Source organism: Kitasatospora sp. NPDC086009 (assembly GCF_044540385.1).
In the GTDB taxonomy this organism is placed as follows: domain Bacteria; phylum Actinomycetota; class Actinomycetes; order Streptomycetales; family Streptomycetaceae; genus Kitasatospora.
Map to the genome: position 1 here is coordinate 320,091 of NZ_JBITSA010000007.1, position 25,491 is coordinate 345,581.

Genomic DNA, 25,491 nt, shown 5'->3' on the forward strand with positions numbered 1-25,491 from the left:
AACCACCGTGTCGAACCTGTTGCAGACACTCGCCGTCGTCCTGGGCGTCGCCCTGGTGGCCGCCGCCATCGTCCTGCTGAAGGGGCGCTTCTTCCCCGTCCCCGAGGACGCCGAGCCGCGCGAGGACGTCGCCGAGTACATCGCGATGATGGTCGGCGTCCTGTACGCGCTGGTGCTCGGCCTCTCGATGGTCTCGGTCTGGGAGATCCACAGCGGCGCCCTCAACCACTCCCAGGACGAGGCCGGTGCCCTCCACCAGACCTACCTGCTCGCCGACCTCCTGCCGCCGGACCGCCGCGACGCGCTGCGCACCACGGCCACCGCCTACGCCGTCCAGGTCGTGCACGCCGAGTGGCCGCGGATGGCGGCGCGCGAGCCGCTCGGCCCGGACGGCTGGGGGCTGCTGAACCAGCTGCGGACGGTCAGTCAGGCCTCCTCGCAGGACGACACGCCCACGCAGCAGAACGCCTCGCAGGAGATGCTCGCCGTCCTCACCACCCTCGACGACGCCCGCCGGGGCCGGGAGGCGTCGGCGATGAGCAGCCTCTCCACGGTGCTCTGGGTCGGGCTGGTCATCGGCGGCACACTCACGGTGGCGTTCATGTTCCTGTTCGGCATCAAGCGCAGTGCCACCCACGTGGTGATGGTGATGGGTCTGACCGGGCTGATCGCCTTCACCATCCTGCTGATCCAGCAGCTGGACGCGCCCTTCGACGGCTTCCTCGCCGTCACTCCGCAGGCCTTCACGCGGTACTTCCCGTTCGTCTGACCCGCACTCCGGCGACGCCGCCACGGCCCGGGCGCGCGCCGCACGGAGACCGGTCGTCCTCGTCGCCGGGGTCGTCAGGGGGCATGAGCGGGCTGCCGGGGCGGCGGACGAAACAGTTCTTCCGGGACCGATGAGTTCGGGCGGTGGCGGCGGTCAAACCTGGGAAAGCATCGCCCGCTACCCGAGGAGACCTGACATGTCCGACATCACCACCCTCACCGCCCCTGACGTGACGACCACCGCGAGGTCCGGCAGGGCCATGGCCGGTGTGGTCCTGGCCTTGCGGGTGCTGCTCGCCCTCTTCTTCGCCCTGGCCAGCGCGCTCCCGAAGCTGCTCGCACTGCCCGCCGCGACGGAGGTCTTCGACGCGATCGGTGCGGGCCACTGGTTCATGTACCTGACCGGGCTGGTGGAACTGGCCGGCGCGGTCGGCCTGCTGGTCCGCCGCCTGGCCGGGCCGGCCGCCATGGCGCTGATCGTCTTCCTGGCGTTCGCGTTCGTCACCCAGCTCACCGCGATGCACGGCGAGAACGCCGGGACGCCGTTCGTCTTCATGGTGCCGCTGGCCGTCATCGCCTGGAACCGGCGCGCCGGGACGGTCGGGCTGCTCGCCCGCCGGCCGTGACCGGCCGCCCGGTGGCCCGGGGCTCCCGCCGGGCCGTCACAGCTCGGTGAGTTCGCCCAGGCCCAGGGTGCGGAGCGTGAGGTCGGCCATGTGCCGGTGGCCGACGGCGTTGGGGTGCGCGGGGTCGTCGAGCCAGGCGATCGGGTCGCTGTCGGGGAAGTGGGCGAGCCAGTAGGCCTCGTGGTCGACCAGCAGGGCCCCGGTGTCCGCGGCGATCTCGCGCACCGCCTGGCAGTAGGCGGGCAGTTCGGCGCGGGCGGCGCGTCCGGCCCGGCTGACCACGAGGGGCGTGTGCAGCACGATCTGGGCACCGTCGGTCCTGGCGATGATCGCGCGCATCGACGCGTGGAACTCGGCGAGTCCGTCGAGCCCGGCGCGGGCGTCGTTGGTGCCCAGCGAGATGGACAGCACGTCGGGGGCGAACCGGCCGATGAGGTGGTCGTACGCGCCGAGGACGTCGGTGGCGCGCCAGGCGGACACCCCGGCGTTGACCACGATGTCGGTCAGCCGGTCGAGCTGCCAGCCGACGCGTTCGTGCACGTGCTCCACCCACCCGCGGGCGCCGTGCGTGTGCAGGACGGCCTGGGTGATGCTGTCGCCGGCCATCACCCAGGTCATCGGTCCGGTGGACAGTTCGACCATGTGATCATCCCCCTGTATTCGATGTACGGGCGGCGGCCCTCGGCCGGCGCCCCGAGAAGTTGATCATATGGGCTGGTGTTCCCGAGGGGTCCGGAGCCAGGGCAGCAGGGAGCAGGGCAGGAGGGCGCAGGGCAGCAGGGCAGGAGGGCGCAAGAGCAGCCGCCCGTCGCGGGCCCGAGGAGGCGCGTCCTTACCGGGCGGCGACGCCACTCACGCGGTCCGCCCGGCAGCCGTTCGCGGATCGTAAGGCCGTCCGCACGGGATCTCCGGGCGCCGGCTCCTACAGTGACGGCACAGTCAGGTGAGAGAGGTGTATTCAGTGACGGACGATCAGATCATCCTGCCCCGCGCGGATGTGGGGGTGATCGGCGGCTCCGGGCTCTACGAGCTGCTGGACGACATGGTCGAGGTGCGGACCCGTACCCCGTACGGCGAGCCGAGCGACGCGCTGTTCGTCGGCGAGGTGGCCGGCCGCCGGGTCGCCTTCCTGCCCCGGCACGGCCGCGGCCACCGCCTCCCGCCGCACCGGATCAACTACCGGGCCAACCTCTGGGCGCTGCGCTCGCTCGGCGTCCGCCAGGTGCTCGGGCCCTGCGCGGTGGGCGGGCTGCGGCCCGAGTACGGACCGGGGACGCTGCTGGTGCCGGACCAGTTCGTGGACCGGACCAGCGGCCGGGCGCAGACCTACTACGACGGACTGCCGCTGCCGGACGGCTCGGTGCCCGAGGTGGTGCACGTGTCGATGGCGGACCCGTACTGCCCGCAGGGGCGCCGGGCCACGCTCTCGGCGGCGGCCGGCGCCGCCTGGGAGCCCGTGGACGGCGGCACCCTGGTGGTGATCGAGGGCCCCCGCTTCTCGACCCGCGCCGAGTCCCGGTGGTTCACCGCCAACGGCTGGTCGGTGGTCGGGATGACCGGCCACCCGGAGGCCGTCCTGGCGCGCGAACTCGGCCTCTGCTACACCTCGGTGGCCCTGGTCACCGACCTCGACGCGGGGGTGGAGAGCGGCGAGGGGGTCACCCACGCGGAGGTGCTCGCCGTCTTCGCGCGCAACGTCGAGCGGCTGCGCACGGTGCTGTTCAAGACGATCGGCCTGCTGCCCACCGAGCGCGCCTGCCCGTGCGGTCACGCACTGGACGGCCTCACGACCGGTCTTCCCGGCGTACCGGGCGACTGACCGGCCGGGGCCGGCGCCACCGCCGGACGAGCCCGATCAGCAGGGCGAGTACGGCGGTGGCGGCCAGGACGGCGAGCCAGTTGCGCAGGTAGGGCAGCGGCAGCAGCGAGGAGTTGCCGTGGTCGTCGTCGGCGCGCAGCACGGCCGGGAGTCCGACGGCGGTCACGGCGGCGGCCACGACCAGCCAGCCGCGCAGCACCGGTCCGCGGGCCAGGTGGGCGCCGACCAGGCAGAGCAGCGGGAGCCAGACCCCGTCGTGCAGGACCAGCGCCCCGATCCCCCAGACCAGGACCTGCGCCGGGTCGGTGAGGTAGACGTCGGTCAGCAGGCCGTAGAGGCCGTAGCCGATCAGTGCGAGACCGGCGGCGAGGGCGGTGCCGCGGAGCCAGCCGGTCATCGGGACACCTCCAGCCGGGCGACCCACTTGGTCTGCAGCACGCCGGGGCGGTTCGGCGCGATGACGCGCGCGGGGAAGCCGTGGTCGGCGTCCAGCGTCTCGCCGTCGACCCGGAGGGCGAGCAGGGTGAGCGGGTCGTCGACGTACTGCGCGGGCATCTCCATCACCCGGTAGGGGCCCTCCTCCTCCAGCGAGGTGACCCGCACGGCGGAGCCGGCCGGCGCACCGGCCCGGGCCATCAGCTCGGCCACCCGGACGCCGCCCCAGCGGGCGCTCGCGCTCCAGCCCTCCACACAGGCGATCGGCAGGACCGCCTCGTGCTGGGGGAGCCGGGCCAATTCGTCGAGACCGATCTCGTACGGCCGGGGGCCGTCCACCCGCAGCCGCCAGCCGGCGGGCACCTCCACCGTCCCGGCCTGCGCGGCGGTGCGGTTCACCGGGAGCCCCTGCGGGCCCAGGTCGGGCCGGCGCGGCGCCAGCAGGTTCAGCGGGCGCAGCCAGGGCACGCTCTGCCCGGCCGTGGTGAGCGTCACCGCGCCGACCGCCGCGGCGACCGAGGTCAGGAAGGCGCGCCGCCCGGGAACGGTGAGCCGGGGCCGGCGCCAGTTCCGGGCGATCAGCGGCGCCTTGGCCGCGAGGTGGACCAGCAGGCCGCCGGTGGCCAGCCAGCCGACCCAGAAGTGGGTCTGCCGGAACGGGAACGGCCACGGGTACCACTGGAGGGTGTTCAGCAGGCCGGTGAACAGTTCCAGCAGCAGGGCGGCCACCAGGACGGCGATGCCCAGCCGCTCCAGCGCGTGCGCCACGCTCCGGGCCGGCGGCCACTCGAACAGCCGCGGGTAGACCGTCCAGAGCTTGGCCCCGAGCAGCGGGACGGCGGCGATCCCGCTGACGACGTGCAGCCCCTGGGTGACGCGGTAGCCGTTCACCGGGCGCGCGGGCAGCAGGCCCGCGAGCCGGCCCGTCGGGTCCTGGAGCAGGTGGCTGAGGAGACCGGTCAGGAAGCAGACCACCAGCGCGGCGCCCAGCCACCGGCCGAGGACGACGGCGGTGCGCGGCTCGTGCAGGGCCGAGCGGAAGACGCCGTCCCGGAACGGGCCGCGGCGCAGGGACGCGGGCGGCGGCGGGAGGGCGAGGCGGGGGCGGCGCCGGGCGCCGGGGTGCTTGGAATCCACGCCCTCATCGAAGCGCCACCGGGCCCCGCGCGGCGGGTACGACGTGCTTACGGAAGTCGAACGGGGGCCGCCGCGGCCGTTCGCGCCGCCGCCGCGGTGGCAGGGTGAGCGGGTGGCCACTCGGACCCTTCTGCCCTGCACGCTCGCCCTCGCCGCCCTGGTGGCGGCCCTGGCGACGACCGTGACCGGCGGCGGCACGCTCGCCGACCGCGGCCCGCTCCACGGCTGGTACGCCCTCGACGCGGGCCTGTTCGTGCTGGCGCTGCTGCTCCTGCGGCGGGTGCCGGCCCGCCGGGTGGCGCCGCTGGTGCTGGCCGGGAGCGTGGCGGTCGCCGCCGTCGGACTGCTCGCACCGCCGCGGACCAGTGACGACGCCTACCGGTACGTCTGGGACGGCCGGGTGCAGGCGGCCGGCATCTCCCCCTACGCGCACGCCCCGGACGACCCGGCGCTGGCCCGGCTGCGCGACCCGGGTCTGTTCCCGGTGACGGACGGCTGCAGGGGGTGGGACGAGCGGCGGACGGCGGCGGGCGACTGCACCCGGATCAACCGGCCCGCCGTGCGCACCATCTACCCGCCGGTCGCGCAGGCCTGGTTCCTCGCCGTGCATCCCTTCGGGGGCGGGGTGCGCGGGGTGCAGGTGGGCGGCGCGCTGCTGGCGGTCGCGACCACGGGCGCGCTGCTGGTGGTCGGGCGGGGCGGCCGGCGGGCGGCGCTCTGGGGGTGGTGCCCCGGCATCACCGTGTGGGCGGTCAACGACGCGCACGTCGACACCCTCGGCGCGCTGCTGATGACCGTCGGGCTGGGCTGCGTGGCCGGCCGCCGGCCCGGCACCGGGGGCGTGCTGCTCGGCGCCGCGGTCGCCACCAAGCTGCTGCCGGCCCTCGCCCTGCCCGGCGCACTGTCGGGGGCGCTGTCGGGGGCGCTCGCCCGCCGTCCGACCCGCGGGGACGTCGCCGTCCTCGGCGCGGCGCTCGGGGCGTTCGCGCTGGCGTACCTGCCCCATGTCGCCGTCTCGGGCCCGGCGGTGCTCGGGTACCTGCCGGGCTACCTGCGGGAGGAGGGCTACGAGCAGGGGCACCTGGACCGGTTCGGGCTGCTGCGGCTGGCGGTGCCCGACCGCTGGGCGCCGTGGGCGGCGGCCCTGGTGCTGGCGGCGGTGGTGTGGCGGGTGCTGCGGCACGGCGACCCCCGCCGCCCGTGGCGGGGCGCGCTGCCGGTGACCGGGACGGCCCTGCTGCTCGTCGCGCCGGCCTACCCCTGGTACGGCCTGCTGGTGGTGGCCCTGGTCGCGCTCGACGGCGGTTGGGAGTGGCTGGCCGTCCCGGCCGCCGGGCAGGTGCTCTACCTGGTCGGCGGCGGGCCGGCGCAGCAGGCCGCGTACGGGGCCGCGCTGGCCTGCGTGCTCGGGGTGCCGGCGGTGCGCGGGCTCCTGCGCGCCCGGCGGTGCGGGGCCGGGGAACGGGCCTCGGCGGGCGCGCGGGAGATGACGAAAGCCTGACGGCTCGGCGTCGGGGCTGGTCGCGGGTACGGGCCGGCTGTTCCAATCGAGCCGTGGACAGTAGAGCGAAGCGATCCCGGGGCACCCCGGTGGGCCGGCGGGTGGTGCTCGGCCTGGTCGGCCTCGGCGCCGCCGGCGTGGCGGCCGGACCCTTTCTCCAACGCGCCCAGGACGCCCTGGCCGGCCAGGACCCGACCGGGCTCACCGGCCTGCTGCCGGGCGGCGGCGGCTTCCGGTACTACTCCGTGGTGGCCTCGGTGCCCTCTCGGGGCCCCGACACCTACAGCCTCACGGTGGACGGCCTGGTGGAGCGCCCCGGCAGCTACCGGCTGGCCGACCTCCAGGCGATGCCGCAGCGCCGGATCGTGCGCGACGTGCAGTGCGTGACCGGCTGGCGGGTGCCGAACACCCCGTTCGAGGGCGTGCCGCTGGCACACCTGCTGGACGCCGCCGGCGTCTCGGCGGGCGCCCGGGCGGTCCGGTTCAGCTGCTTCGACGGCGAGTACACCGAGAGCCTCACCCTGGAGCAGGCCCGGCGGGACGACGTGGTGGTCGCGCTCAAGCTCCAGGACGCCCCGATCTCCCACTCCCACGGCGGGCCGGTGCGCCTGTACGTGGCGCCGATGTACTTCTACAAGTCGGCGAAGTGGCTGTCGGGCATCACCGTGACCGACACCGTGGAGCCCGGGTACTGGGAGCGCAACGGCTACGACGTCGACGCCTGGGTCGGCCGCTCGAACGGACGTGACGATGCCCCGACCGCCTGACCTCCTGCTCCGCTTCGCCCGCGCCGAGCGCTGGGTGCACCGCACCACCGCGGCCCTGATGCTGGTCTGCCTGGCCACCGCCGCCTGCCTCTACCTGGCGCCGCTGGCCGAACTGGTCGGCCGCCGGCGCCTGGTGGTCACCGTGCACGTCTGGTGCGGGCTGGCCCTGCCGGTACCGCTGCTGCTCGGGCTCGCCTTCCGGGCGGTGCGGGCGGACGTGTCGAGGCTGAGCCGCTTCCACCCGGTGGACTGGGTCTGGCTCCGGGCGACCCGGGCCCGCGCCTCGTACCGCCCGGCGGGGAAGTTCAACGCCGGGCAGAAGCTCTACGCCCAGTGGACGCTGGGCGCGATGCTGGTGATCCTCGGGACGGGCCTGCTGATGTGGCTCACCCACCTGGCGCCGACGGCCTGGCGGACCGGCGCGACCTTCGTCCACGACTGGCTCGCGGCGGCCATCGCCGTGGTGACCGCCGGGCACGTCTGGATGGCCGTCCGGGACCCCGAGGCCCGGCGCGGCATGCGGACCGGGCTGGTCGACCGGCGCTGGGCCGAGCGCGAGCACCCGCTGTGGTCGGAGGAGCGCCCGGCGGCGGACGCCGAAGCGGTGCCCGTCAGCGGGGACGGTCCGCCCTCCTGAAGGCGAGGAACCGGCGGCCGAGGGCGGACCAGCGCTCGGTCTCGACCAGCCCGGCGCGCCCGGCCCGGCGGGCGGTGGCCGCCGCGCCGCAGCGGGCCCAGGCGAACGGCGGACCGAGCCGCCCGTCGTAGCCCTCCACCCGGACGGTGATCCGTTCGTCGATCTCCCGCGGATCCACCTCGACCAGCAGCACGCCCCCCGGCGCGAGGAGTTCGGCGCCGCGGCGCAGCAGCAGCCCCGGGTCGCCGCCGATGCCGAGGTTGCCGTCGGCGAGGAGCGCCCCGCCCCAGCGGCCCTCGGCGGGCAGCCGGTCGAACACCGAGCGGCACAGGGCCGGGCCGCCGAGGCGCCGGGTGCGGTCCACCGCCGCTCCGGTGATGTCGACGCCGAGCGCCGGCACGCCCAGCTCCAGCAGGGCCGCGACCAGCCGGCCGGGTCCGCAGCCGAGGTCCACCACCGGCGCGGTCAGCCGGCGGCAGCGCTCCAGCAGCCCGTGGTCCGCCCCGGCGGCGGGTGCGCACCAGCGCTCGACGTCGAGCGGGATCCGGTGGCCGTCCTCGCCGCGCAGCCAGAGCGGGCCCCGCCCGGCGCGGACGGCCTCGGCGAACGGGTCGTCCACCCACGCTCCGGCGGCGACGGTCATCGCGTCACCTCCGAGGTGGTCCCGCGCGCGTCGTCGGCCTGCTCCGGGCCACCGGTCCCGAGCGCGTCGGCCGCCTCGATCGCGTCGGCGAGCCTCATCGCGCGCAGGCGGGCCGCGAAGCCGCCGTGCGGAGCCTCGGCGGCGACCAGCCGCGCGTCGGCGACGGTGTCCACGTCGGTGAGCACCGGGAGGTGGTGGACGGCGAGCCGCTCGGCCGTCAGCCGGTCGAGCAGGGCGCGCCCGGTCTCCGGCGTGGACATCGGCAGCCCCAGCAGCAGCCGCCGGGCCAGCTCCCCGGTCGGCCGGGCCAGCCCGAGCGCCCAGAACCCGCCGTCGGCGGCCGGCCCGTACCAGGCGTCGGCGCCCCCGCGCCGGGCCGGCGACAGCGGCTCCGCGAGCAGCGCCGCGTCCACCTGCGGGGTGTCCATGCCGACCAGCAGCGCCGGCGCCTCCGGGGCGGCCTCGGCGGCGTGCGTGAAGGCGGCCGCCAGCCGTTCGTCCAGCCCGCCGCCCCGCTGCGGCACGACCTGCCAGCCGGGCGGGAGCCAGCGCCCGGCCTCGCCGTCCAGCACGAGCAGCCGCCGCCCGGCCGGCACCCGGCCGAGGGTGGCCAGGGTGTCGGCGAGCGCGGCCTCGGCCAGCGCCGCGGCCTGCTCGGGTGTGCAGGGCGGGGTGAGCCGGGTCTTCACCCGCCCCGGGGCGGGCGACTTGGCGATCACCAGCAGGGTGGCCGGCGGCGCGGCCAGCACGGCCCGCATGTCGCGGACGGCCTGCCGGGTGCCGCGCACGGTGCCGGTGACCTTGGAGCGACCGGTGCGCGGCAGGTAGTCGACGGGTGTCTCGGCGATCCGCATGCCCGCCGCCGAGGCGGCGAGCACCATCTCCAGCGGGTAGCCGGAGCGGCGGTCGCCCAGCCCCAGGGCCAGCAGCCGCTCACGGCGGGCGGCCCGCATCGGCCCGAGGTCGTGCAGCGGCGCCCCCGTCCGGGCCCGCAGCCGGCGGGCCAGCACGGCGTTGGCCAGCCGGGCGTGCGGCGGCCAGGCCCCGGCGGCCGCCGGCATGCGTCGGCCCAGCACGAGGTCCGCCGAACCGGCCAGGACCGGCGCGGCCACCCGCGGCAGCTGGGCGGGGTCCAGCGAACCGTCACAGTCCAGGAAGCAGACCAGCTCGGCGGTGGCGGCGAGCAGTCCGGCGTGGCAGGCGGCGCCGAAGCCGCGCCGCGGCTCCTCGACGACGGTCGCGCCCAGCGAGCGCGCCAGGTCGGCGGAGCCGTCGCGGGAGCCGTTGTCGACGACGATCGCCCGCCAGCCCGAGGGGATCCGCCCCAGCACCCAGGGCAGCGCCGCGGCCTCGTCGAGACAGGGCAGGATCACATCGGCGGACGGCGGTCCGGCGGACGGTACGGGGGGAGTCGGAGAGATCACGTCGGCCACGCTAAGGGCGGCCGGCCCGGCGGCGGCCGAACCGCGCCCTTACGAAAGTCCGACGGCGGGCACCGCCCCGGCCGGCGGCGCCCGCGATCTTACGAAACCCGAACGTGCGCCGGTGCGACCCGTCCGGCCCCGCCCGCGGCTCGTATCCTCGGCGAGGTGAACGAGAGCCCCGCCTCCGGCGGACCACCCGACCCCGCCCGCATCCTGGTGATCGACGACGACCTCACCGTGGCCGAGGTCGTCGCCGGCTACCTCACCCGGGCCGGCCACCGGGTCGACCGGGCGAGCGACGGGAGCCAGGGCCTCGACCTGGCGCGCCGGCACCGCCCCGACCTGCTGGTCCTGGACCTCATGCTGCCCGGGATCGACGGCCTCGAACTGCTGCGCAGGCTGCGCGCCACCGAGGCCGGTGCCGACCTGCCGGTGGTCATGCTCACCGCCAGGGGCGACGAGGCGGACCGCATCCTCGGTCTGGAACTGGGCGCGGACGACTACGTCACCAAGCCGTTCAGCCCGCGTGAACTCGTGCTGCGGGTCCAGTCCGTGCTGCGCCGCTCCCGGGCCGCCGCGCCGGCCCTCACGGCCCCCGGGCCGCTGGTGTCCGGGGACATCACGCTCGACCCGCAGGCCCGCCGCGCGCACCGCAGGGGGTGCGAACTCCTCCTCACGCTTCGGGAGTTCGACCTGCTCGCGTTCCTCCTCCGGCACCCCCGGACGGTCTTCGCCCGGCAGGAGCTGATGCAGCGGGTCTGGGGCTGGGACTTCGGCGACCTGTCCACCGTCACCGTCCACGTCCGCCGGCTGCGCGAGAAGATCGAGGACGACCCCGCCGCACCGACCCTGATCACCACCGTCTGGGGCGTCGGCTACCGCTACGACCCGGTGACGGCGGACGCGCCAGGGGCGACGACGGAACACGGCACGGACCGCAAGGACGGCTCGGAGTGAAGGACCTGCTGCTGATCGCCCTGTTCGCGGGGCTCGGCGCCACCGGTGCCGGTCTGCTCGGCTGGGTGGCGGTGCGACTGCTGCGCCGCCGCTCGATGGCGCTCTCGCTCTTCTGCGTGGCCGTCGTCACCGTCCTCGCGGTCACCTCCGGGACGTTCGCCGTCGCCCAGGCGATGTTCCTCTCCGGACACGACCTCGGGGTGGTGATCACCGTCCTCGGGATGGCCTCCGTGGTCTCACTGCTCACGGCCGCGCTGCTCGGCCGCCAGGTGGTGGCCGGCAGCCGGGCGCTCACCGAAGCCGCCCGCACCGTCGGGAGCGACGCCGGCTTCACCGCGCCGGCGCACCCGCTCGGGCTCGAACTGGCCCAGCTCAGCGAGGAACTCGCCGCCACCAGCGCCCGGCTCGCCGAGTCGCGCGCCCGGGCGCAGGCGCTGGACGCCTCGCGGCGCGAGCTGATCGCCTGGATCTCCCACGACCTGCGCACCCCGCTGGCCGGGCTGCGCGCCATGGCCGAGGCGCTGGAGGACGGCGTGGCCGAAAGGCCGGAGCAGTACCTCAAGCGGATCCGCTCCGAGGTCGAGCGGCTCACCGGGATGGTCGACGACCTCTTCGAACTCTCCCGGATCCAGGCCGGCGCGCTGTCCCTGTCGCTCGCCCGGGTGTCGGTCTACGACCTGGTCGACGACGCGCTGGCCGGCGCCCACCCGCTGGCCCGGCAGCGCGGTGTCCGTCTGGAGGGCCGGCAGGTCGCCGCCGAGCCGGTCGAGGTGGACAGCGGTGAGATCACCCGGGTGCTCGGCAACCTGCTGGTCAACGCGATCCGCTCGACGCCCGAGGACGGTGTGGTCGCCGTCTCCGCCCGCCGCGAGGTGGACGAGGTGGTGCTCTCGGTCACCGACGGCTGCGGCGGCATCCCGGAGCAGGACCTCTCGCGGGTCTTCGAGACCGGCTGGCGCGGCAGCGCCGCCCGCACGCCGCGGCGCGATCGCGGTGAGGGCGGCGAGGGCGGGGACAGTGGCGCCGGGCTGGGGCTGGCCATCGTCCGCGGCATCGTCGAGGCGCATGCCGGCCGGGCCCAGGTGCACAACGTCACCGGGGGCTGCTGCTTCGAGATCGCGCTCCCGGCGGCGCGCGGCTGACCGCCCGGGCCGGGCCGTTCTCGGCGCCGTTCTCGGGGGCCCCGAACGGCCCGGTCGGGCCGTTCGGGGCAGGCCCGGGGCCGGTCCGGGGCAGACCCGGTCAGACCCGCAGGGGCGCCGCCGCGAACTCGGCCATGCCCGCCCGGAACGGCACCCGGGCCCGCCAGCCCAGCTCGGCCCGGAGCCGGGAGGAGTCGGCGGTGATGTGCCGGACGTCCCCGAGCCGGTACTGGCCGGTCACCACCGGCGCCGGGCCGCCGTGGGCGTCGGCCAGCGCCCGGGCCGTCTCGCCGACCGTGCGCACCTCGCCGCTGCCGACGTTGTACGCCCGGGTACTGCCCGGCGGGCGGTCGCCGACGGACCCCAGGGCCGCCAGATTGGCCGCCGCGACATCGTCGACATGGACGAAGTCCCGACGCTGGCCGCCGTCCTCGAAGACCCGGGGAGCCTCGCCCCGGGCGAGCGCGGAACGGAACAGCGAGGCCACCCCGGCGTACGGGGTGTTCCGCGGCATGCCCGGGCCGTAGACGTTGTGGTAGCGCAGCGCCAGCACCGACCCGCCGCTCGCGCGGGCCCAGGCGGCGGCCAGCTGCTCCTGGGCGAGCTTGGTGACGGCGTACACGTTGCGCGGGTCGCCCGGCGCGTCCTCGGTGACCAGGCCCGGCCGCAGCGCGGCGCCGCACACCGGGCACGGCGGTTCGAACCGGCCGGCGTCGAGATCCTCCGGCCGCCGCGGGCCGGGTGCCACCTCGCCGTGCGCCGGACACGTGTACCGGCCCTCGCCGTAGACCACCATCGACCCGGCCAGGACCAGGCTCCGCAGGCCGGCCCGGGCCATCGCGGAGAGCAGGACGGCGGTGCCGAGGTCGTTGCAGCCGACGTACTCGGGCGCGTCGTCGAGGTCGAGGCCGAGACCGACCATCGCCGCCTGGTGGCAGACCGCGTCCACCCCGGCCAGCGCCCGTTCCACCGTCGCCGCGTCGCGGACGTCACCGTGGCGGAACTCCACGCCGGCCGGCAGTTCGGGCGCGGCCCCCGACGGATGGACGGCGGGCAGCAACGCGTCCAGCACGCGGACCTCGTGACCCGCCGTGACCAGGGCTCGCGCGACGGCCGAACCGATGAACCCGGCGCCGCCGGTGACCAGAATCCTCATGCCCGGCGACGCTACCGGCCGGTGACGGCCGGGGGAGCGACGCAGGGCATCGCGTCATGCTTCGGTAAGCACCGGCCCGGGCCGTGCACCCGCCACCCGTGCTCCGCCGTGTGCGTCGCGCGGGGCGACGGCCGGCGGGCCGGCGCCGCCCCGGGTCCGAGGCCGTGCGCGCCCGGCCCCGGGCCTGTCGGTCCGGGCCGGGCGGACTCCGCTGGTCCACAATGCTGGCAGTCACCGATGCCGACGGGCGGTGCGCCCGGACGGGGGAGCCCCATGAAGAGCGCCGAACTGCTCGCCGATGCCTTCGGCCGGATCCACGAGGCCGTCCACGACGTGGTGGACGGCCTCACCGCCGAGGAGTTGGCCGAGCGCGTCGACCCGAAGGCCAACTCGATCGTCTGGCTGGTCTGGCACCTGACCCGCATTCAGGACGACCACATCGCCGATGCCGCCGGGACCGAACAGATCTGGACCGCCGACGGCTGGTTCGACCGCTTCGCCCTCGGCTTCCCCGCCGCCGCCACCGGCTACGGTCACCGCGCCCGCGATGTCGCGGCCGTCCGCGTGGACTCCCCGGAGCTGCTCACCGGCTACCACGACGCGGTGCACGAGCGGACGCTGTCCTTCGTCCGCGGTCTGACCGGCCCCGCGCTGGACCGGGTCGTGGACGAGGCCTGGAGCCCGCCCGTGACCCTGGGCGTGCGCCTGGTCAGCGTCATCTCCGACGACCTCCAGCACATCGGCCAGGCGGCCTTCGTCCGCGGCGTGCTCCGGCGGGGCTGACCCCGGGCGGCCGCCGTCAGGCCTCGTCGAAGCGGTCGCCGCCCCAGCCGGTGAGGGCCGCGGTGTCGTGGTCGACGGTGGCGAAGTGCACGCCCAGCGACTTCCGGGGTTCGAGCGCCTCCCCGGCGGGCGCGTTCTCCACCGGGTCGAGGACCGGCGAGGTGTCGTTCACGGGCTTCCTTCCGTCGACTTCTCCAACAGCGCCGGCCGGGGCGGCGGGGTGACCGGCGGTCGGCCGCGGGCGGCGCAGCGGGAGTACCCACCGCGCCCGGTTCCATCCGCCGGTGCCGCCGATGTCGCCCGAACGAGTCAATCCGGCGGCGCACGGTGCGTACGCCCCCTCTGGAGGACTGCATATACCGTCTATCGACATATCGCGTCCGGCGACTTATGGTTCTCGTGGTGATCGTCAGCCGCGCGGTCCGCGTGACCCGCGCGTCCTTCGACCTGCCGTCAACTCCGCGACGGCGAATAGTCCGTGGGCGACTGACGAGCCGTCATCGGCCGTGGCACGCGTAGGTGCCACGGGCATCCGTTCCGCTGTTCACGGGAGGACCGCAGTGCACCAACGCTCTCGCACGCCCAAGGCGCTCGGCGCCGGCCTGGCCGCCGTTCTGAGCCTCGGCCTCGCCGCACCGGCCGCGCTGGCCGTTCCGGCCGCGCCGGCCGCCGACACCGATCCCGTCCCCACGCTGGTGGACGGCCAGGAGACCGCCACCCCGCAACTGGTCACCGGCCTCCATGAGCCGGCGCCGGGCAGCCCGGCCGACGCCGCCCGGGCCCACCTCGCGGCGCACCCGGAGCGCTACCGGATCGACCCGGGGCAGCTCACCGAGGTCGCCGCCGAGCGCGGCGCCGACGGCCGGAGCACCGTCAGGTTCCAGCAGTACCACGGCGGTGTGCCCGTGCTGGGCGCGCAGTACCTGGTCCACCTGACCGGTGACGGCGTCGGTCAGCGGGTCGAGTCCGTCGGCGGCAAGTACTTCACCGGGCTCACCGCGCCGACGACGGCCACCGTCCCCGCCGCCGTGCTGCGCGACCTGGCGCTCGGCGAGATCAAGGACCCGGGCGCCCGGGCCGGCGCCACCGTGGAGGACCACGGCGCGGTGGTCGTGCCCGGTGGCACCGGCCGGCTGGCCCGGCACTTCACCGTGCGGGCCGCGGACCCGGCGGGCGGCGGGCAGGCCCGCGAGGTCTACGTGGACGCGAACCTCGGGGTGGTCGCCCTCGTCCACGACTCCCGCTCCTCGGCCCCCGCGGGCACCACGGGTACCGGCGCCGCCAAGGGCACCGCCACCGGGGCGGCGGCCGGGGTTGAGCCCGCCACCGGCACCGCGCCGGACTTCTTCGGCCGCCCGGTCAAGGTGGACATCGGCCGCCTCCCGGACGGGAGTTACCAGTTCAGCGACCTCACCCGGCCCGCCGCCGTCACCACCTACGACGCGGCCGGCGAGGGGGTCGGGCCGGGCCTGCCCACCGACCTCGCCGTGGTCCACGCGCCCGGTCCGGACTTCCCGGCCGCCACCGGCACCGTCGGCGCCACCGACGCGCACGTCAACGCCGGTATCGTCTACGACTTCTACCGCGACCGGCTCGGCCGGGACGGGCTGGACGGCAAGGCCGGACCGATCATCTCGGTGGTCAACGCGACCGCGTGGGGCGAGCCGCTCGCCAACGCGTCCTGGGACGGCAGCAAGATGGTCTACGGCGGTGGCAACGACAAGTTCCGCCCGTTCTCCGTCGCGCTCGACGTGGTCGGCCACGAGATGACCCACGGTGTCGTCGAGAACACCGCCGGGCTGCTGATGGCCGGCCAGACCGGCGCGATGGACGAGGCGCTGGCGGACTACTTCGGCAACGCCATCGAGGTCACCGCCCGGGGCATCCCGATGACCGACCCGAAGGCGGGCCTGCTCGGCGAGAACCTCTGCCGGACCGGTACCCCGGAGGCCTGCGCGGGGAGCCGGCGGCTGGACAACCACCGGACCACCGTCGACGACTACCTCGGCGTGCCGACCGACGTCGACAGCGGCGGGGTGCACCTCAACTCCACCATCTTCAGCGGCGCGCTCTGGGACATCCGGCGGACCCTGGACCCGCTCACCGCGGACCGGGTGATCTACCGGGCGCTCGCCGCCTACCTCACCCCGCTGGACGACTTCGTCGCGGGACGCAACGCCGTCCTCGCCGCCGGCCAGGACCTCGGGCTCAGCCGGGCCCAACTGCGGACGGTGGCCGGGGCGTTCGACGCCCACGGGATCCGGGCCGGCTGGCAGAGCCGGATCGGCACGGACAGCCGCACGCTGCTGCGCGGCATCACCGGGACGGGCGCCCCGGCGGTCGCGGCCGGCCGCTGGGTGATGGCGAGCGCCGAGCGGCCCGGTGCCACCGAGGCGCTGTACACGGGCCCGATCACCGGAGGCGGCGGCCCGACCCGGCTCAGCCCGGAGGACGGGCGCGCGCACGGCTACCCCGCCACGGACGGCACGTCCGCCGCGTGGATCTCGCTCGGCGGCCAGGGCCAGGACAGCTGGAAGATGGAGGTGCTGACCCGCTCGCTGGCCGGCGGCCCGGTCCGTACCCTCTACTCCTCCCCGTCGCGGCTCCCCGCCGACGTCCGGGTGTCCGGCGGCGACATCGCGTTCCGGGCGAGCGACCCGAGCGTCAACCTGAACCGGGTGTTCCTCTCCCACGACGGCGGACCGGCGGTGCCGCTGCCGCTGCCCGCCGGCCACGACGTGCTGAGCGTGACGCTCAAGGACGGCGTCCTCGGCTGGACCGAGCGCTGGGTGGGCGACCAGGGAACCGACGTCTACGCGCCGACCGTCTACTCGATCGCGCTCGGCAAGGTCACCGCCCAGTACGTGGTGCCGGCCTCGAAGGCGAAGGTCGGACCGGCCCTGCTCACGGGCGGGCGGCTGGTCTGGACGGAGACCTCCGGCGACGGCGGCAGGCGCACCTCGATCCGCTCCGGCGCGGTGGACGGCTCCGGGGTGACCGACGTGGTGTCCGGTGACGGGCCGAACGCCCCGTCGAACGGGACCCTCACCGCCTCCGACCGGGCCGTCACCTACCAGGTGGGCACGGACGAGCAGCGGGGCGAGTGGAGCAACGCCGCGCTGCCCAAGCTCTGGCAGGTGCCGCTCGCCGGCGGCACGCCCGAGCGGGTCTCCTGCAACCGCGGCGGCCAGTACCGGCCCGCCGCCGAGCAGGGCACCCGGGTGGTCTGGGTGGACGCCACCGCCGGCCGCAGCGACCTGGTGGTCCGCGACCGGCCGGCCGGCGGCTGCTGACCCCCCGCGCACTCCGTGCCCGGCGGCGGGCCGCACCCTTCGTGCGGGCCCGCCGCCGGGTCGGGTGGTTTCGCCGCCGGGTCGGGCGGTTCCGCTCGGCCGGGCGTCCGGTCACGGCCCGGCGCGGCGGCCGACGAGGTCGGCGAAGTACTGGCGGTCCCGCAGGGCCGGGGGCAGCGGGTGGCCGAGCAGGACGTGCAGGTTGCACGCGGCGAGGGTGTAGGCGTGGAAGAGCAGGTCCGTGGTGGTGTCGGCGCCCAGCTTGCGCAGCACGGTCGGGGTGCCGCTGCTGCGGCGGGCCAGGTCCTGCCAGGCGGCCCGGCTCCGCGGGTCGTCGCCGAGCGCGTCCAGCACCTCCTTGGCGCGGGTGGCGCGCTCCGGCCAGCGGTCCCCGGCGGCGGCGTACGCGTCGGCCACCCGGTACGGGGACTGCGCGATGTGGACCAGCGCGCTCACCGGGGCGCCCTCGGGTGCGGGACGCTCGGACCACCGCACCAGGGTGTTGCGCCGATGGCTGGTGGTGACGTCGTACATCACGCTCTTGATCCGCAGCAGGGCGGCCAGTTCGCCGACCAGCGGGAGCCGGGACCGGGGGAGCGGGCGCCAGGTCATCCCGGCGGAGGCGTTGACCACGACGATCTCGTCGACCTCGTACTGCGCGGGCGGCCGGTCGGCGCGCCGGGCCCGGTCCGCGAGCGCGGTGAGCCACTGGTCGGCCATGTTGTCGTAGACCCCGCCGTCCGTCAGCACCAGCTCGGCGGCGGTCGCGGCGGGATCGCCGCCGCCCGGACCGGCGGCGGACCCGTTCGGACCGGCCGCCGCGTAGTGCCGGGCGGCGGGGAGACGCCGGACGGCGAAGGCGCCCGGCAGGCAGGCCGAGACCTGCACCGCGGTGGACAGCGCGAGGTCGCCCGGGCCGCCGGTGCCGAAGCGGTACCCGTAGGTGAAGGCGGGCGAGAGGTAGAAGTGGTCGCCGCTCTGCAGTTCGGTGGCGCAGAAGACGTGGTCGACCGAGCGCCGCACGTCGCGCAGCCCGGTGGCGACGCCGTCCCGGTTGAACAGCTCGCGCGCCAGGGCCGTGTCCACGACGGCGCTGCGCCGTTCGAAGAACAGCAGCGCACCGGCGGACAGCAGCAGACCGGCCACCAGCAGGAGGCCGGAGAGGAGCCGGACGCCGTCGACCGCCGCGACGACCACCCCGGTGAGCGTGACCGCGGCGGCCGCGCCGCCGAGCACGAACAGCGAGCGCACGTACGCGTTGGTCGACGGGCCCCAGAAGAACAGCCCGGTGTGGGCGCAGTGGCGGATCAACGGGCGGACGCGGTCGGTGAACTCCGGGCCGGGGCCGTCGCGGTAGTCGGTCTCGTGGGCGACCACGCCGTTGGCGACCGAGCCGCCGGACACCGAGGAGATCGCCACCACCTCGCGGTGCCGGCCGACGTCGGCCAGGTAGATGAGGGCTCCGATGCCCCACATGGTGGCGCGGTAGCCGCCACCGGAGAGGGCCACACCGATCTTCGCCATGTCAGACCTCCACGGTCGTGCCCGCCGCCGGAGCTGCCGGGGTCGCCGGGCCTGTCGGGCCTCCCGGGCCTGCCGGGGTCGGCGGGCCCGGCGCGTCCGGCGGGTAGACGGCGGTGTAGCCGAGCGTCCGCTGCCGGTCGGGGTCGGCCCACGGATCCGTCGTGGGGCTGCGGTAGTTGAACACCAGCTCCGGCGGCCCGGGGGTCCGCTCCGGGGTGCCGATCAGGCGCAGCACGGCGGCCCGGTCCGGGTGCTTGAACTTGTCGCCGTTCGTCGAGATCAGGAAGCGGCGGGTGGCGAGCAGCGCCAGCAGCTCGTCCGTGGTGTTGGCGGCGCTGCCGTGGTGCGGCACCTTGAGGGCGTCCACCGCCAGCCGGTCCGCGCCGCGCTCCGGACCTCGCTCCGGACCGCGCTCCGCCAGGAGCCGGGTCAGACCGCGCGCCAGAACGTCGCCGTGGCCGTCGCCGGTGAGCAGGACGCGGTGGTCGCCGACCTCCAGCAGGAACGCGATGCTCGATCCGTTGGGGACCGAGCCGTCCACCCGCTCGCCGCCGAGGAGGTCGTCGGCCAGGCCGCGCAGGTCCTTGCGGCGGGCCAGCCGTTCCAGCGCCTCCCCGGGGCGTCCGGGGGTCACCCCGAGGCCCTTGAGGACCTTGGTCCATTCCTTGCGCAGTGCGAGCAGCTCCGCCCCGCCGGGGGACACCACGGTGACGCGGGCGCCGCCCGGCAGCACGGCCGAGGGCAGCGGTCCGCGGGCCGGGACCCGGACGGCGGGCGCCTCCACCCGGGCCGTGCGGAACGCCGCGTTCCAGGCGAGGTGCTGGCTGCCGATCAGGGCCTGGAGCATCTCGCCCTGGTCCGCGCCGAGCAGGTCGGCGTCCTGGGTGAGCTGCGGCCAGCCGTTGAACCAGACGTCGCCGATCGACAGGCCGAGCGCGGTCCGGTCCTGGAGGAGGCGTACGACGCCTTCGATGTGGTCGGCGTCCACGTGCGTCACCACCAGCACGTCCAGGTGCCGGTCCGGCTTCGGCAGCGCCGAGACGCGGTCGAAGACGGCCCGGTAGGTGGTGTTCGGTCCGCCGTCGACGAGCATCCGGTGGACCTCGCCGCCCGGCCCGGGCCACTCGATCCACAGCGCGTCGCCGTGTGCGGCGGGCAGCAGTTGCACGGTGATCACGGCGTGCCTCCCACAGGGGTTCCGGCCGCGTTCGCGTTCGCGGTCGTGCTGATGGCCGTGCTGCCGGCCGGGCTCTCGACGAGCCAGCGGGCGTCGCCGAAGGCCACGATCGACATGGCGAGGGTGAACCCCCGGGCGAGCAGCAGCCGGCGGATGTCACGCACCAGCTCGCCGATGCTCTTCCCGTCGCTGGCCCGGTCGGCGAGCGTCGCGGCCCCGATGCCCGCCATCACGGCGGCCTGCCGGCCCAGGGTCGGTACGAGGGTCGCGACCACCACGGGGGCGCTCTCCTGGAGGAACTTCGCCGCGACGTTCTGCCAGCGCACCTCGGCCTGCGCCATGGTGCAGCCGAGCAGCATCACGACCGGGCCGGTGCCGCTGTCGTGCCGGTCGGACAGGATGTACCGGCGGTCGATCAGCACGGCGGCGAGCCTGCTCGGCCGGTTCGTCTTGCCGATCTCCAGCACGGCGGTGCTGCCCTCGTCGCTCGCGTTGTGCGGCAGGGCCACCAGCAGGGGCGGGCCCTGGGCCCTGACCACCTGCCGCCAGGCTCGCCAACTCGCCGCCGTGTGCAGCCCGTCGGCGCCGAACGAGGTGCGGAGCAGCGCCGCCGTCGCCGTGCGGTCCTGCGCCCGGACCTTGTCGCTCGCCGCGAAGAGCACGCTGTCGACCGGCCGCAGCGCCCGGCCGCGCTCCGTGGCGTCCGGCTCGACGACGGTGCCGGTGAGCCGGTCCCGCTCCACCCGCCGCTCGATCTCCATGCGCAGGCCCCAGAACCCGAGTGGGCAGATCGTCCGGCGGCCGGTGCCGTCGCTGCTGCCGGCGCCGCGGCGACAGGAGCAGGTGCCGGTTGCCAGGGCCTCGCGCCAGTGGGCGCAGAGCGTGGCGCCGTCCCGCGGGTAGCCGTAGTCGTAGACGAACTCCACCGGCCACAGTTCGGCCGCCTCGGCGGAGACCACCTGGAGGAAGGTGACGTCCTTCAGGCTCCCCAGGCCGAGCGTCGCCAACTGGTCGAACAGGGTGCTGCCCTGCTGGGCGAGGCCGCGCAGCAGGGCGTCCGGCGGCGGGAGTTCCGTCTCCGGCGCGCCGAGCTGCCGGTCGAGGTCGTCGGTGAGGAGCTGCTGGATCAGGGCCCTGAACCGGTCGAGGTCGGCGAGCCGCACGGGGGTGCTCGTCCCGTTCAGGCGGATGTCGGCCCGGTCGTCGCCGTCGATGCGGATGACCGCCGCCCGGCGGTCACCGGTGCCCGCGGTACCGGCGGTACCGGCGGTGCTGGTGCTGTCGGTGCTGTCGGAGTTGTCGCTGAGGGAGCTGAACACCTCGCCGTGCACGGTGATCTCCCGACCGGCGACGGGTCGGTCGGCCGCTCCGACCGGGCCGGTCAGCTCCAGCCGCTGCAACAGCCGGTCCCGGTGGTAGACGCGGGCGCCGCAGCGGATCTCCCGCTCGTCCGGCCCCACCGCGACCGGGAACACGGCCTCGCTGGACGCGCCCCGGTCCGGCAGGACGATCGCCTTGGAGGTGTGGCGGCTCGCAGTGCTCCGCTCCTCGTAGAACTCGACGACGAGGCGCGCCCCGGTTCCTCGGAACGTGAGCCCCTCCTCGGGGAACTCCTCGGTGGCCGCGTGCCATTCGGGGCTGCCGGGCCCGACGCGGAGGTGGATGTCGTGCACGGCGCCGGGCAGGAACGCCTGCCGGCGCGGTTCGCCCGTCGCTCGGACGGCGACGAGCGCTTGGAGGAAGCGGGCATCGGGCCGGCCGGGCGCCGGCCCGGCCCGGCGGGGCACCCGCAGGGCGGGGGTGACGGCGCGCTTGAAGCGGCCACCGAGGTGTCGGAGGGCGCCGGCCCGCGTGACAGGGCGGATCGTCACCCGCTCCGCCGGAGCGGGCGGCGAGGGCGGTGAGATGTTGTCTGCCTGGTGAACCGCCTCGCTGGCTCCCCCGGGCCCGGCCGGGTACGGCAGTGCGTCGGACAGCGCGCGGCGCTCGACCAGCCCGGGGCGGGCCACCGTCAGCCAGGAGCCCGCCCGGGCCGCCGCCTCGTCCAGTGGGCGGTCGTCGAGCAGCCCGCGGACCAGCAGGCGGAGCCAGTCGGCGGCACCGGTCCCGGAGAGGTCGGCGACGATCCAGCCAGAGGCCCCGAGATCGCGGGCCGCGCCGTCGAGCCGGGCCAGTTCGGCCCGCCCGGGCGGCTGCGGGGCGCACCACAGCACGCAGGTGGCGCGAACGCCGTCGCGGTGCTGCTCCAGCAGGGCGAGCCCGGTCGCATCGGAGACCACCAGGAGGTCGTCCGGCTCACCGGGGGTGTAGGTGTCCGCGATTCTCGGATCGGAGCGCAGGCCGTCGAAGAGTTCCCCGGCCGGGTCGGCCCCCACGGCGCCGACCCGTAGGGGCCGGTGCCAGGGCGGATCCGGTGCCAGGCTCACGTCCGCGACGAACACCGCGCCGACGGCGGGCCGCAGGGTGGATAACCGCTCGACGAGCGCGCGCCGGTGGGTGGGCGGTACGTCGTGCAGGGCCAGCCGGACGGAGGCGGCGCCCGTGACGGCCTCGCCCCAGGCACGGGTCAGCTCGTCCTGGAGCCCGGTGTCGCCAGCGATCCGGGCGCGGGCCTCGTGGGGCAGCCGCCATGCCCACGGCTCCCGCTCCGGCACGCTGAGCGCGCCGAGTTCCCCGCTGGTCGGGCCCGCACCCTCCCCACCCACCAGGCCCGCGGCCGCCAGGGCCGCCGGCGCGATGGAGAGGATCTGGCTCAGCTCAGCCATGGGAGACCTCGTCACCGGCTCCGCCAGGAGGCCACCCACGACCAGGTCGGTCTCCCGACCCTTCCACTCTGCCACAGACGGGGTGGTCCCCGGGGGGTACCGTCCGCGGGCAAGGACTGCGGTCTCAAACGTTGAACCGTCGAGCAGTTGACTCTCCGGTGGCGCGCGTCAGGCGCGCGGCGGCGATCCCACAGCGGCGAGGAGCTCGGGGAGCGAGCCGTCGTGGCCGGGCAGAAGCTCGGCCGCCGTCCGCCAGAAACCGGGGCCCGCCGCTTCGGCGGCCCGCCCGACCAGTTCGGCGCAGCAACTGGCCCAGGCGTCGCGTCCGGGGGCCCGCCGGGGGAGGTGGTGGCCGTGGCGCAGGGCTTCCCGGGCGGGCCGGATCGCGGCGAGCAGTTCGCGGTCGTCGAGCACCGCCGCCCGGCGGACGCGTTCGATCAGGTCCGACGCGGTGGAGGTCGTCCGCAGGTCGGCGAGTGCGGCCCGGGCGGTCGCGGGCCCGTGCGGGGCCAGTTGGGTCAGCCGCTCGCGGGGTAGGGCACGGGCCAGTTCGTCGGGGAACCCGGCGCGGTCGGCGAGCACGCACAGCACCGGCTCGGGCAGCGGGGTCCGCGCGTGGGCCCGCACCAGGTCCGCCCACGGCGGGCCGCCGCAGGCGTGGCGGCTGCCGTCCAGCACCGCCTGTGCCTCGACCGGCCCGGCGCACCGCCGGAGCCGGGCCGGGAGGTTCGCGGCGGGTGGCTCCGGCGGCCGGCGCTCGGCCAGGAGGCGGCGCAACTCGGCGTCCGTGTGGGCGAGATGGTCGATGAACTGGTCCAGCCGGTCGTCCAGGCCGTGGAGCCAGGCCCGGATCGCGGTCGCGTCCCCGTTGCCGTACACGCCCAGGGCCCAGCGGGCGAAGAGCGCCCGGGGCGGCACTCCCGCCCGGTGGAGCCGGTCGAGGACGGTCCAGGTGAAGTACTCCCTGGTCCGGAGCCGGCGCAACGGGTGCTCGGCCATCGCGGCCAGTTCGTCGTCGCCGAGCCGCCCGACCAGCGCGGCCAGCACCTCCGGCGGCGCCTGCACGAGAACCCGCAGGTCGGGCCGCCCGGTGGCACCGGCTGCCGGGCGGCCGAGGCCCCGGAGCAGGCCGCGCAGGCTGCCGCGGTGGCCGGGGAACCGCTCCGCGGCGGTGCGCCAGGCCCGAGGATCGGCGCCGGTCCCGGCCCGCAGCGCCACGCCGACGGCCTCCCAGAAGCCGTGGACCTGCCGGTGGTTGTGGTCGTAGCCGTCGACGGCCGCGACCAGCAGGTCGACCCTCGGGGTGGCGTGCAGCAGGTCGGCCGCGTTCTCCCCGGTCAGCACGTGGCGCAGCAGTGACGGCCGGAGCTCGCCGATCCGGGCGAGCCCCGGTCGCCAGGCCCAGGGCGGCAGCTCCTGCTGCCGGACCACCAGACGGTTCGCCACCGCCGGCTCCCAGGGGGTGAGCAGCTCGGCGGTGAACGCGTCGGGGCAGTCCCGGCGCGCGATCAGGGCGCGCCGCTGGCGCCGCTCGAACGGCTCCCGGCGATGGGCGGCGGCGAGCGCCGGCCAGTCCACGGGGGCGGCGGCCAGCACCGCGTCGCACTCCAGCACCGACCGGGCCGCGCGCAGCCCGGCCGTCGGACCGCCCGTCCCGGCGGCCACCGGACCGCTGTCGGTACGGGCCGGACGGTGGCCCGGCCCCCGCACCCGCGCGGCCTCGGCGGCCACGTGCTCGGCGTCGCCCAGTTCGGCGATCGCCCGGCGGTGCGCCTCCGGTGGCAGCAACGAGGCGACCCAGCCCAGCAGTTGTACCGCCTGCGCGGCGCGCCACCGCTCCTGTCCGTCGCCCACCGACCCCACCGTCCTACGCCCCCGCCCCGCCCCGGGGCACGGGCCACTCTGACACAGCGGCCCGGGCCCGTGCGTCCCGGCGGTGCCGGTGGCCCGACGGTGTGCTGCCGCCCCGGAGTGGGGAGTCGGCCGGTCCGGAGTGGGGAGTCGGCCGCTCCGACGTCCCCCTCCGACGGTGACGGGGAGGTCCCGTTCCGCAAGGCCCTCGTCCGGGACCCGCGGGTCGTGGACCGGGTTCAGACGGGCTGGTGGTCCGGCTGGGGATACCCGATCTCGGCGATGTCCTGGGCCAGCTCGCCCAGCTCGACCTCGGGGTTGAGAAGGGACACGAGGTCCTGGCCCAGCGGTCGCAGCGCGAACACCCGGCTCACCGCCGCCAGGTCCACGGCGGTCTCGTAGTAGTCCTCGGCGAACCGCTGGTAGGCCTCCGGCGAACGGTCGAGCAGGAGGGCGAACAGGCCCGCCGACCCGTCGGGATCGGCGGTGTCCCCGGGGAAGTCGATCGACCCGTGGTGCCACCGGTCGTCCGCCGGTCCCCGCCACAGGCAGGCGGTCACCACGGGCACGCCGTCCTCGTCGGTGAACGCGGGCTCCTCGACGAAGCGCCCGAAGGGCTCGGGGACGCCGTCGACCACTCCCGGCCAGGGCTCGCCGTCGTTGCCGTACGGGCTCATCGGCGATTCGTGGGCGAAGCCGCGCACGTAGACGCCGGCCGCCGAGAACACGATGGAGTACTCGTCCCCGGACCCGTCGCGCATCGAGGCCATCTCCTCGCCGTCCGCCCAGCCTGCGTCGAAGGAGTGGTACCGGCCCTCCCAGTCCGGGCTGAGGATCGCGTCCAGCATCGCCAGCGAACGGCACAGGTCCCGCAGGTCGGCGCCGGCGGGGAGGCGGCGCGCCACGTCATGAACGGTCATGCGCTCATCGAACCCGATGCCACCGACACTCGGCCGCGCAGGCCGTCGGTCCGCGTACCGGCGGCAGCCTCCAGGGCCGTGGAGTGGGACGTCGGCCCGGCCGAGCCAGCGGTACCACTTGGCGCGGGTGCGGCGCAGCTGGTCGTCGGTCAGCGTGGTGATGTTG

General features: G+C 75.9%; 22 protein-coding genes and 1 pseudogene. 10 read left to right on the plus strand and 13 right to left on the minus strand.

The genetic code is table 11. From position 1 onward, the window contains the following. Positions 1–7 precede the first annotated feature (7 nt). Positions 8–769, plus strand: coding sequence for a hypothetical protein (locus tag ACIF6L_RS20160; protein WP_359804558.1), 762 nt, complete (start codon positions 8–10; stop codon positions 767–769). Positions 770–965: 196 nt separating this feature from the next. Beyond that, a complete protein-coding gene (locus ACIF6L_RS20165; RefSeq protein ID WP_329485861.1) occupies positions 966–1,394 on the plus strand; it encodes a DoxX family protein in 429 nt (142 codons plus the stop codon). Between the two features lie 36 nt (positions 1,395–1,430). Here the strand turns inward: ACIF6L_RS20165 and ACIF6L_RS20170 are convergent, their stop codons facing one another. After that, positions 1,431–2,036: an SGNH/GDSL hydrolase family protein gene (locus ACIF6L_RS20170; protein WP_396486250.1), complete on the minus strand. Its 606-nt coding sequence runs from the start codon at positions 2,034–2,036 to the stop codon at positions 1,431–1,433. Positions 2,037–2,355: 319 nt separating this feature from the next. Between ACIF6L_RS20170 and ACIF6L_RS20175 the strand changes: the two genes are divergently transcribed. Next, positions 2,356–3,213: an S-methyl-5'-thioadenosine phosphorylase gene (locus ACIF6L_RS20175; RefSeq protein ID WP_329485859.1), complete on the plus strand. Its 858-nt coding sequence runs from the start codon at positions 2,356–2,358 to the stop codon at positions 3,211–3,213. Here ACIF6L_RS20175 and ACIF6L_RS20180 read toward each other — a convergent pair. Continuing rightward, positions 3,179–3,610 (minus strand): hypothetical protein, encoded by a 432-nt coding sequence (locus tag ACIF6L_RS20180; RefSeq protein WP_359804561.1) that lies wholly within the window; start codon positions 3,608–3,610, stop codon positions 3,179–3,181. The genes ACIF6L_RS20175 and ACIF6L_RS20180 overlap by 35 nt on opposite strands. Then, positions 3,607–4,785, minus strand: a complete 1,179-nt coding sequence (locus ACIF6L_RS20185; protein WP_396486249.1) for a molybdopterin-dependent oxidoreductase — start codon at positions 4,783–4,785, stop codon at positions 3,607–3,609. Before ACIF6L_RS20185 ends, ACIF6L_RS20180 begins: the two co-directional genes overlap by 4 nt. Before the next feature lie 112 nt (positions 4,786–4,897). Between ACIF6L_RS20185 and ACIF6L_RS20190 the strand changes: the two genes are divergently transcribed. The 3 genes from ACIF6L_RS20190 to ACIF6L_RS20200 are packed head-to-tail and all read left to right on the plus strand — an operon-like array spanning position 4,898 to position 7,690. Continuing rightward, the gene (locus ACIF6L_RS20190; protein ID WP_396486248.1) at positions 4,898–6,286 is read left to right on the plus strand and encodes a hypothetical protein; all 1,389 of its coding nucleotides are present in this window, start codon (positions 4,898–4,900) and stop codon (positions 6,284–6,286) included. A 53-nt stretch (positions 6,287–6,339) separates the two neighbouring features. Then, positions 6,340–7,053 carry a molybdopterin-dependent oxidoreductase gene (locus tag ACIF6L_RS20195; protein WP_329485856.1) on the plus strand — a complete coding sequence of 238 codons (714 nt, stop codon included), beginning with the start codon at positions 6,340–6,342 and terminating at the stop codon, positions 7,051–7,053. After that, positions 7,037–7,690 carry a cytochrome b/b6 domain-containing protein gene (locus tag ACIF6L_RS20200; protein WP_396486247.1) on the plus strand — a complete coding sequence of 218 codons (654 nt, stop codon included), beginning with the start codon at positions 7,037–7,039 and terminating at the stop codon, positions 7,688–7,690. Before ACIF6L_RS20195 ends, ACIF6L_RS20200 begins: the two co-directional genes overlap by 17 nt. Here the strand turns inward: ACIF6L_RS20200 and ACIF6L_RS20205 are convergent. From ACIF6L_RS20205 to ACIF6L_RS20215, 3 genes and pseudogenes are all read right to left on the minus strand, one after another. Continuing rightward, the gene (locus ACIF6L_RS20205; RefSeq protein ID WP_396486246.1) at positions 7,665–8,333 is read right to left on the minus strand and encodes a class I SAM-dependent methyltransferase; all 669 of its coding nucleotides are present in this window, start codon (positions 8,331–8,333) and stop codon (positions 7,665–7,667) included. The two genes, ACIF6L_RS20200 and ACIF6L_RS20205, sit on opposite strands and share 26 nt — an antisense overlap. Beyond that, complete coding sequence (locus ACIF6L_RS20210; protein WP_396492553.1) at positions 8,330–9,052, minus strand: DUF2064 domain-containing protein; 723 nt, start codon at positions 9,050–9,052, stop codon at positions 8,330–8,332. The genes ACIF6L_RS20205 and ACIF6L_RS20210 overlap by 4 nt, the downstream gene beginning before the upstream one ends. After that, positions 9,029–9,757: pseudogene (locus ACIF6L_RS20215) on the minus strand (glycosyltransferase family 2 protein); the annotation flags it as partial. The pseudogene ACIF6L_RS20215 and the gene ACIF6L_RS20210, both read right to left, overlap by 24 nt. A gap of 165 nt (positions 9,758–9,922) precedes the next feature. On the opposite strand from ACIF6L_RS20215, the gene ACIF6L_RS20220 reads away from it, so the two are divergent. Both ACIF6L_RS20220 and ACIF6L_RS20225 read left to right on the plus strand, forming a co-directional pair. Beyond that, positions 9,923–10,714 carry a response regulator transcription factor gene (locus tag ACIF6L_RS20220; protein WP_396486245.1) on the plus strand — a complete coding sequence of 264 codons (792 nt, stop codon included), beginning with the start codon at positions 9,923–9,925 and terminating at the stop codon, positions 10,712–10,714. After that, complete coding sequence (locus tag ACIF6L_RS20225) at positions 10,711–11,856, plus strand: sensor histidine kinase (protein WP_396486244.1); 1,146 nt, start codon at positions 10,711–10,713, stop codon at positions 11,854–11,856. The genes ACIF6L_RS20220 and ACIF6L_RS20225 overlap by 4 nt, the downstream gene beginning before the upstream one ends. A 100-nt stretch (positions 11,857–11,956) precedes the next feature. On the opposite strand, the gene ACIF6L_RS20230 is transcribed toward ACIF6L_RS20225, so the two are convergent. Beyond that, positions 11,957–13,012, minus strand: coding sequence for an NAD-dependent epimerase/dehydratase family protein (locus ACIF6L_RS20230; protein ID WP_396486243.1), 1,056 nt, complete (start codon positions 13,010–13,012; stop codon positions 11,957–11,959). Positions 13,013–13,285: 273 nt separating this feature from the next. Between ACIF6L_RS20230 and ACIF6L_RS20235 the strand changes: the two genes are divergently transcribed. Continuing rightward, positions 13,286–13,795 (plus strand): DinB family protein, encoded by a 510-nt coding sequence (locus tag ACIF6L_RS20235; RefSeq protein ID WP_359804571.1) that lies wholly within the window; start codon positions 13,286–13,288, stop codon positions 13,793–13,795. 16 nt (positions 13,796–13,811) lie between these two features. On the opposite strand, the gene ACIF6L_RS20240 is transcribed toward ACIF6L_RS20235, so the two are convergent. Beyond that, complete coding sequence (locus ACIF6L_RS20240; RefSeq protein ID WP_396486242.1) at positions 13,812–13,967, minus strand: hypothetical protein; 156 nt, start codon at positions 13,965–13,967, stop codon at positions 13,812–13,814. A gap of 388 nt (positions 13,968–14,355) precedes the next feature. Here ACIF6L_RS20240 and ACIF6L_RS20245 point away from each other — a divergent pair, with 388 nt between their 5' ends. After that, positions 14,356–17,088: a M4 family metallopeptidase gene (locus ACIF6L_RS20245; RefSeq protein WP_396486241.1), complete on the plus strand. Its 2,733-nt coding sequence runs from the start codon at positions 14,356–14,358 to the stop codon at positions 17,086–17,088. A gap of 111 nt (positions 17,089–17,199) precedes the next feature. Here the strand turns inward: ACIF6L_RS20245 and ACIF6L_RS20250 are convergent, their stop codons facing one another. From ACIF6L_RS20250 to ACIF6L_RS20270, 5 genes are all read right to left on the minus strand, one after another. Then, complete coding sequence (locus tag ACIF6L_RS20250; RefSeq protein ID WP_396486240.1) at positions 17,200–18,612, minus strand: hypothetical protein; 1,413 nt, start codon at positions 18,610–18,612, stop codon at positions 17,200–17,202. A gap of 1 nt (position 18,613) precedes the next feature. Further along, positions 18,614–19,789, minus strand: a complete 1,176-nt coding sequence (locus ACIF6L_RS20255; RefSeq protein ID WP_396486239.1) for a ComEC/Rec2 family competence protein — start codon at positions 19,787–19,789, stop codon at positions 18,614–18,616. Beyond that, the gene (locus ACIF6L_RS20260) at positions 19,786–22,554 is read right to left on the minus strand and encodes a hypothetical protein (RefSeq protein WP_396486238.1); all 2,769 of its coding nucleotides are present in this window, start codon (positions 22,552–22,554) and stop codon (positions 19,786–19,788) included. The genes ACIF6L_RS20255 and ACIF6L_RS20260 overlap by 4 nt, the downstream gene beginning before the upstream one ends. 168 nt (positions 22,555–22,722) lie before the next feature. Continuing rightward, entirely contained in the window at positions 22,723–24,408 is a 1,686-nt protein-coding gene (locus tag ACIF6L_RS20265) for a hypothetical protein (protein WP_396486237.1), read from the minus strand. Between the two features lie 236 nt (positions 24,409–24,644). Continuing rightward, on the minus strand, positions 24,645–25,491 hold an 847-nt coding region (locus ACIF6L_RS20270; protein WP_396492549.1), incomplete at its 5' end, for a hypothetical protein.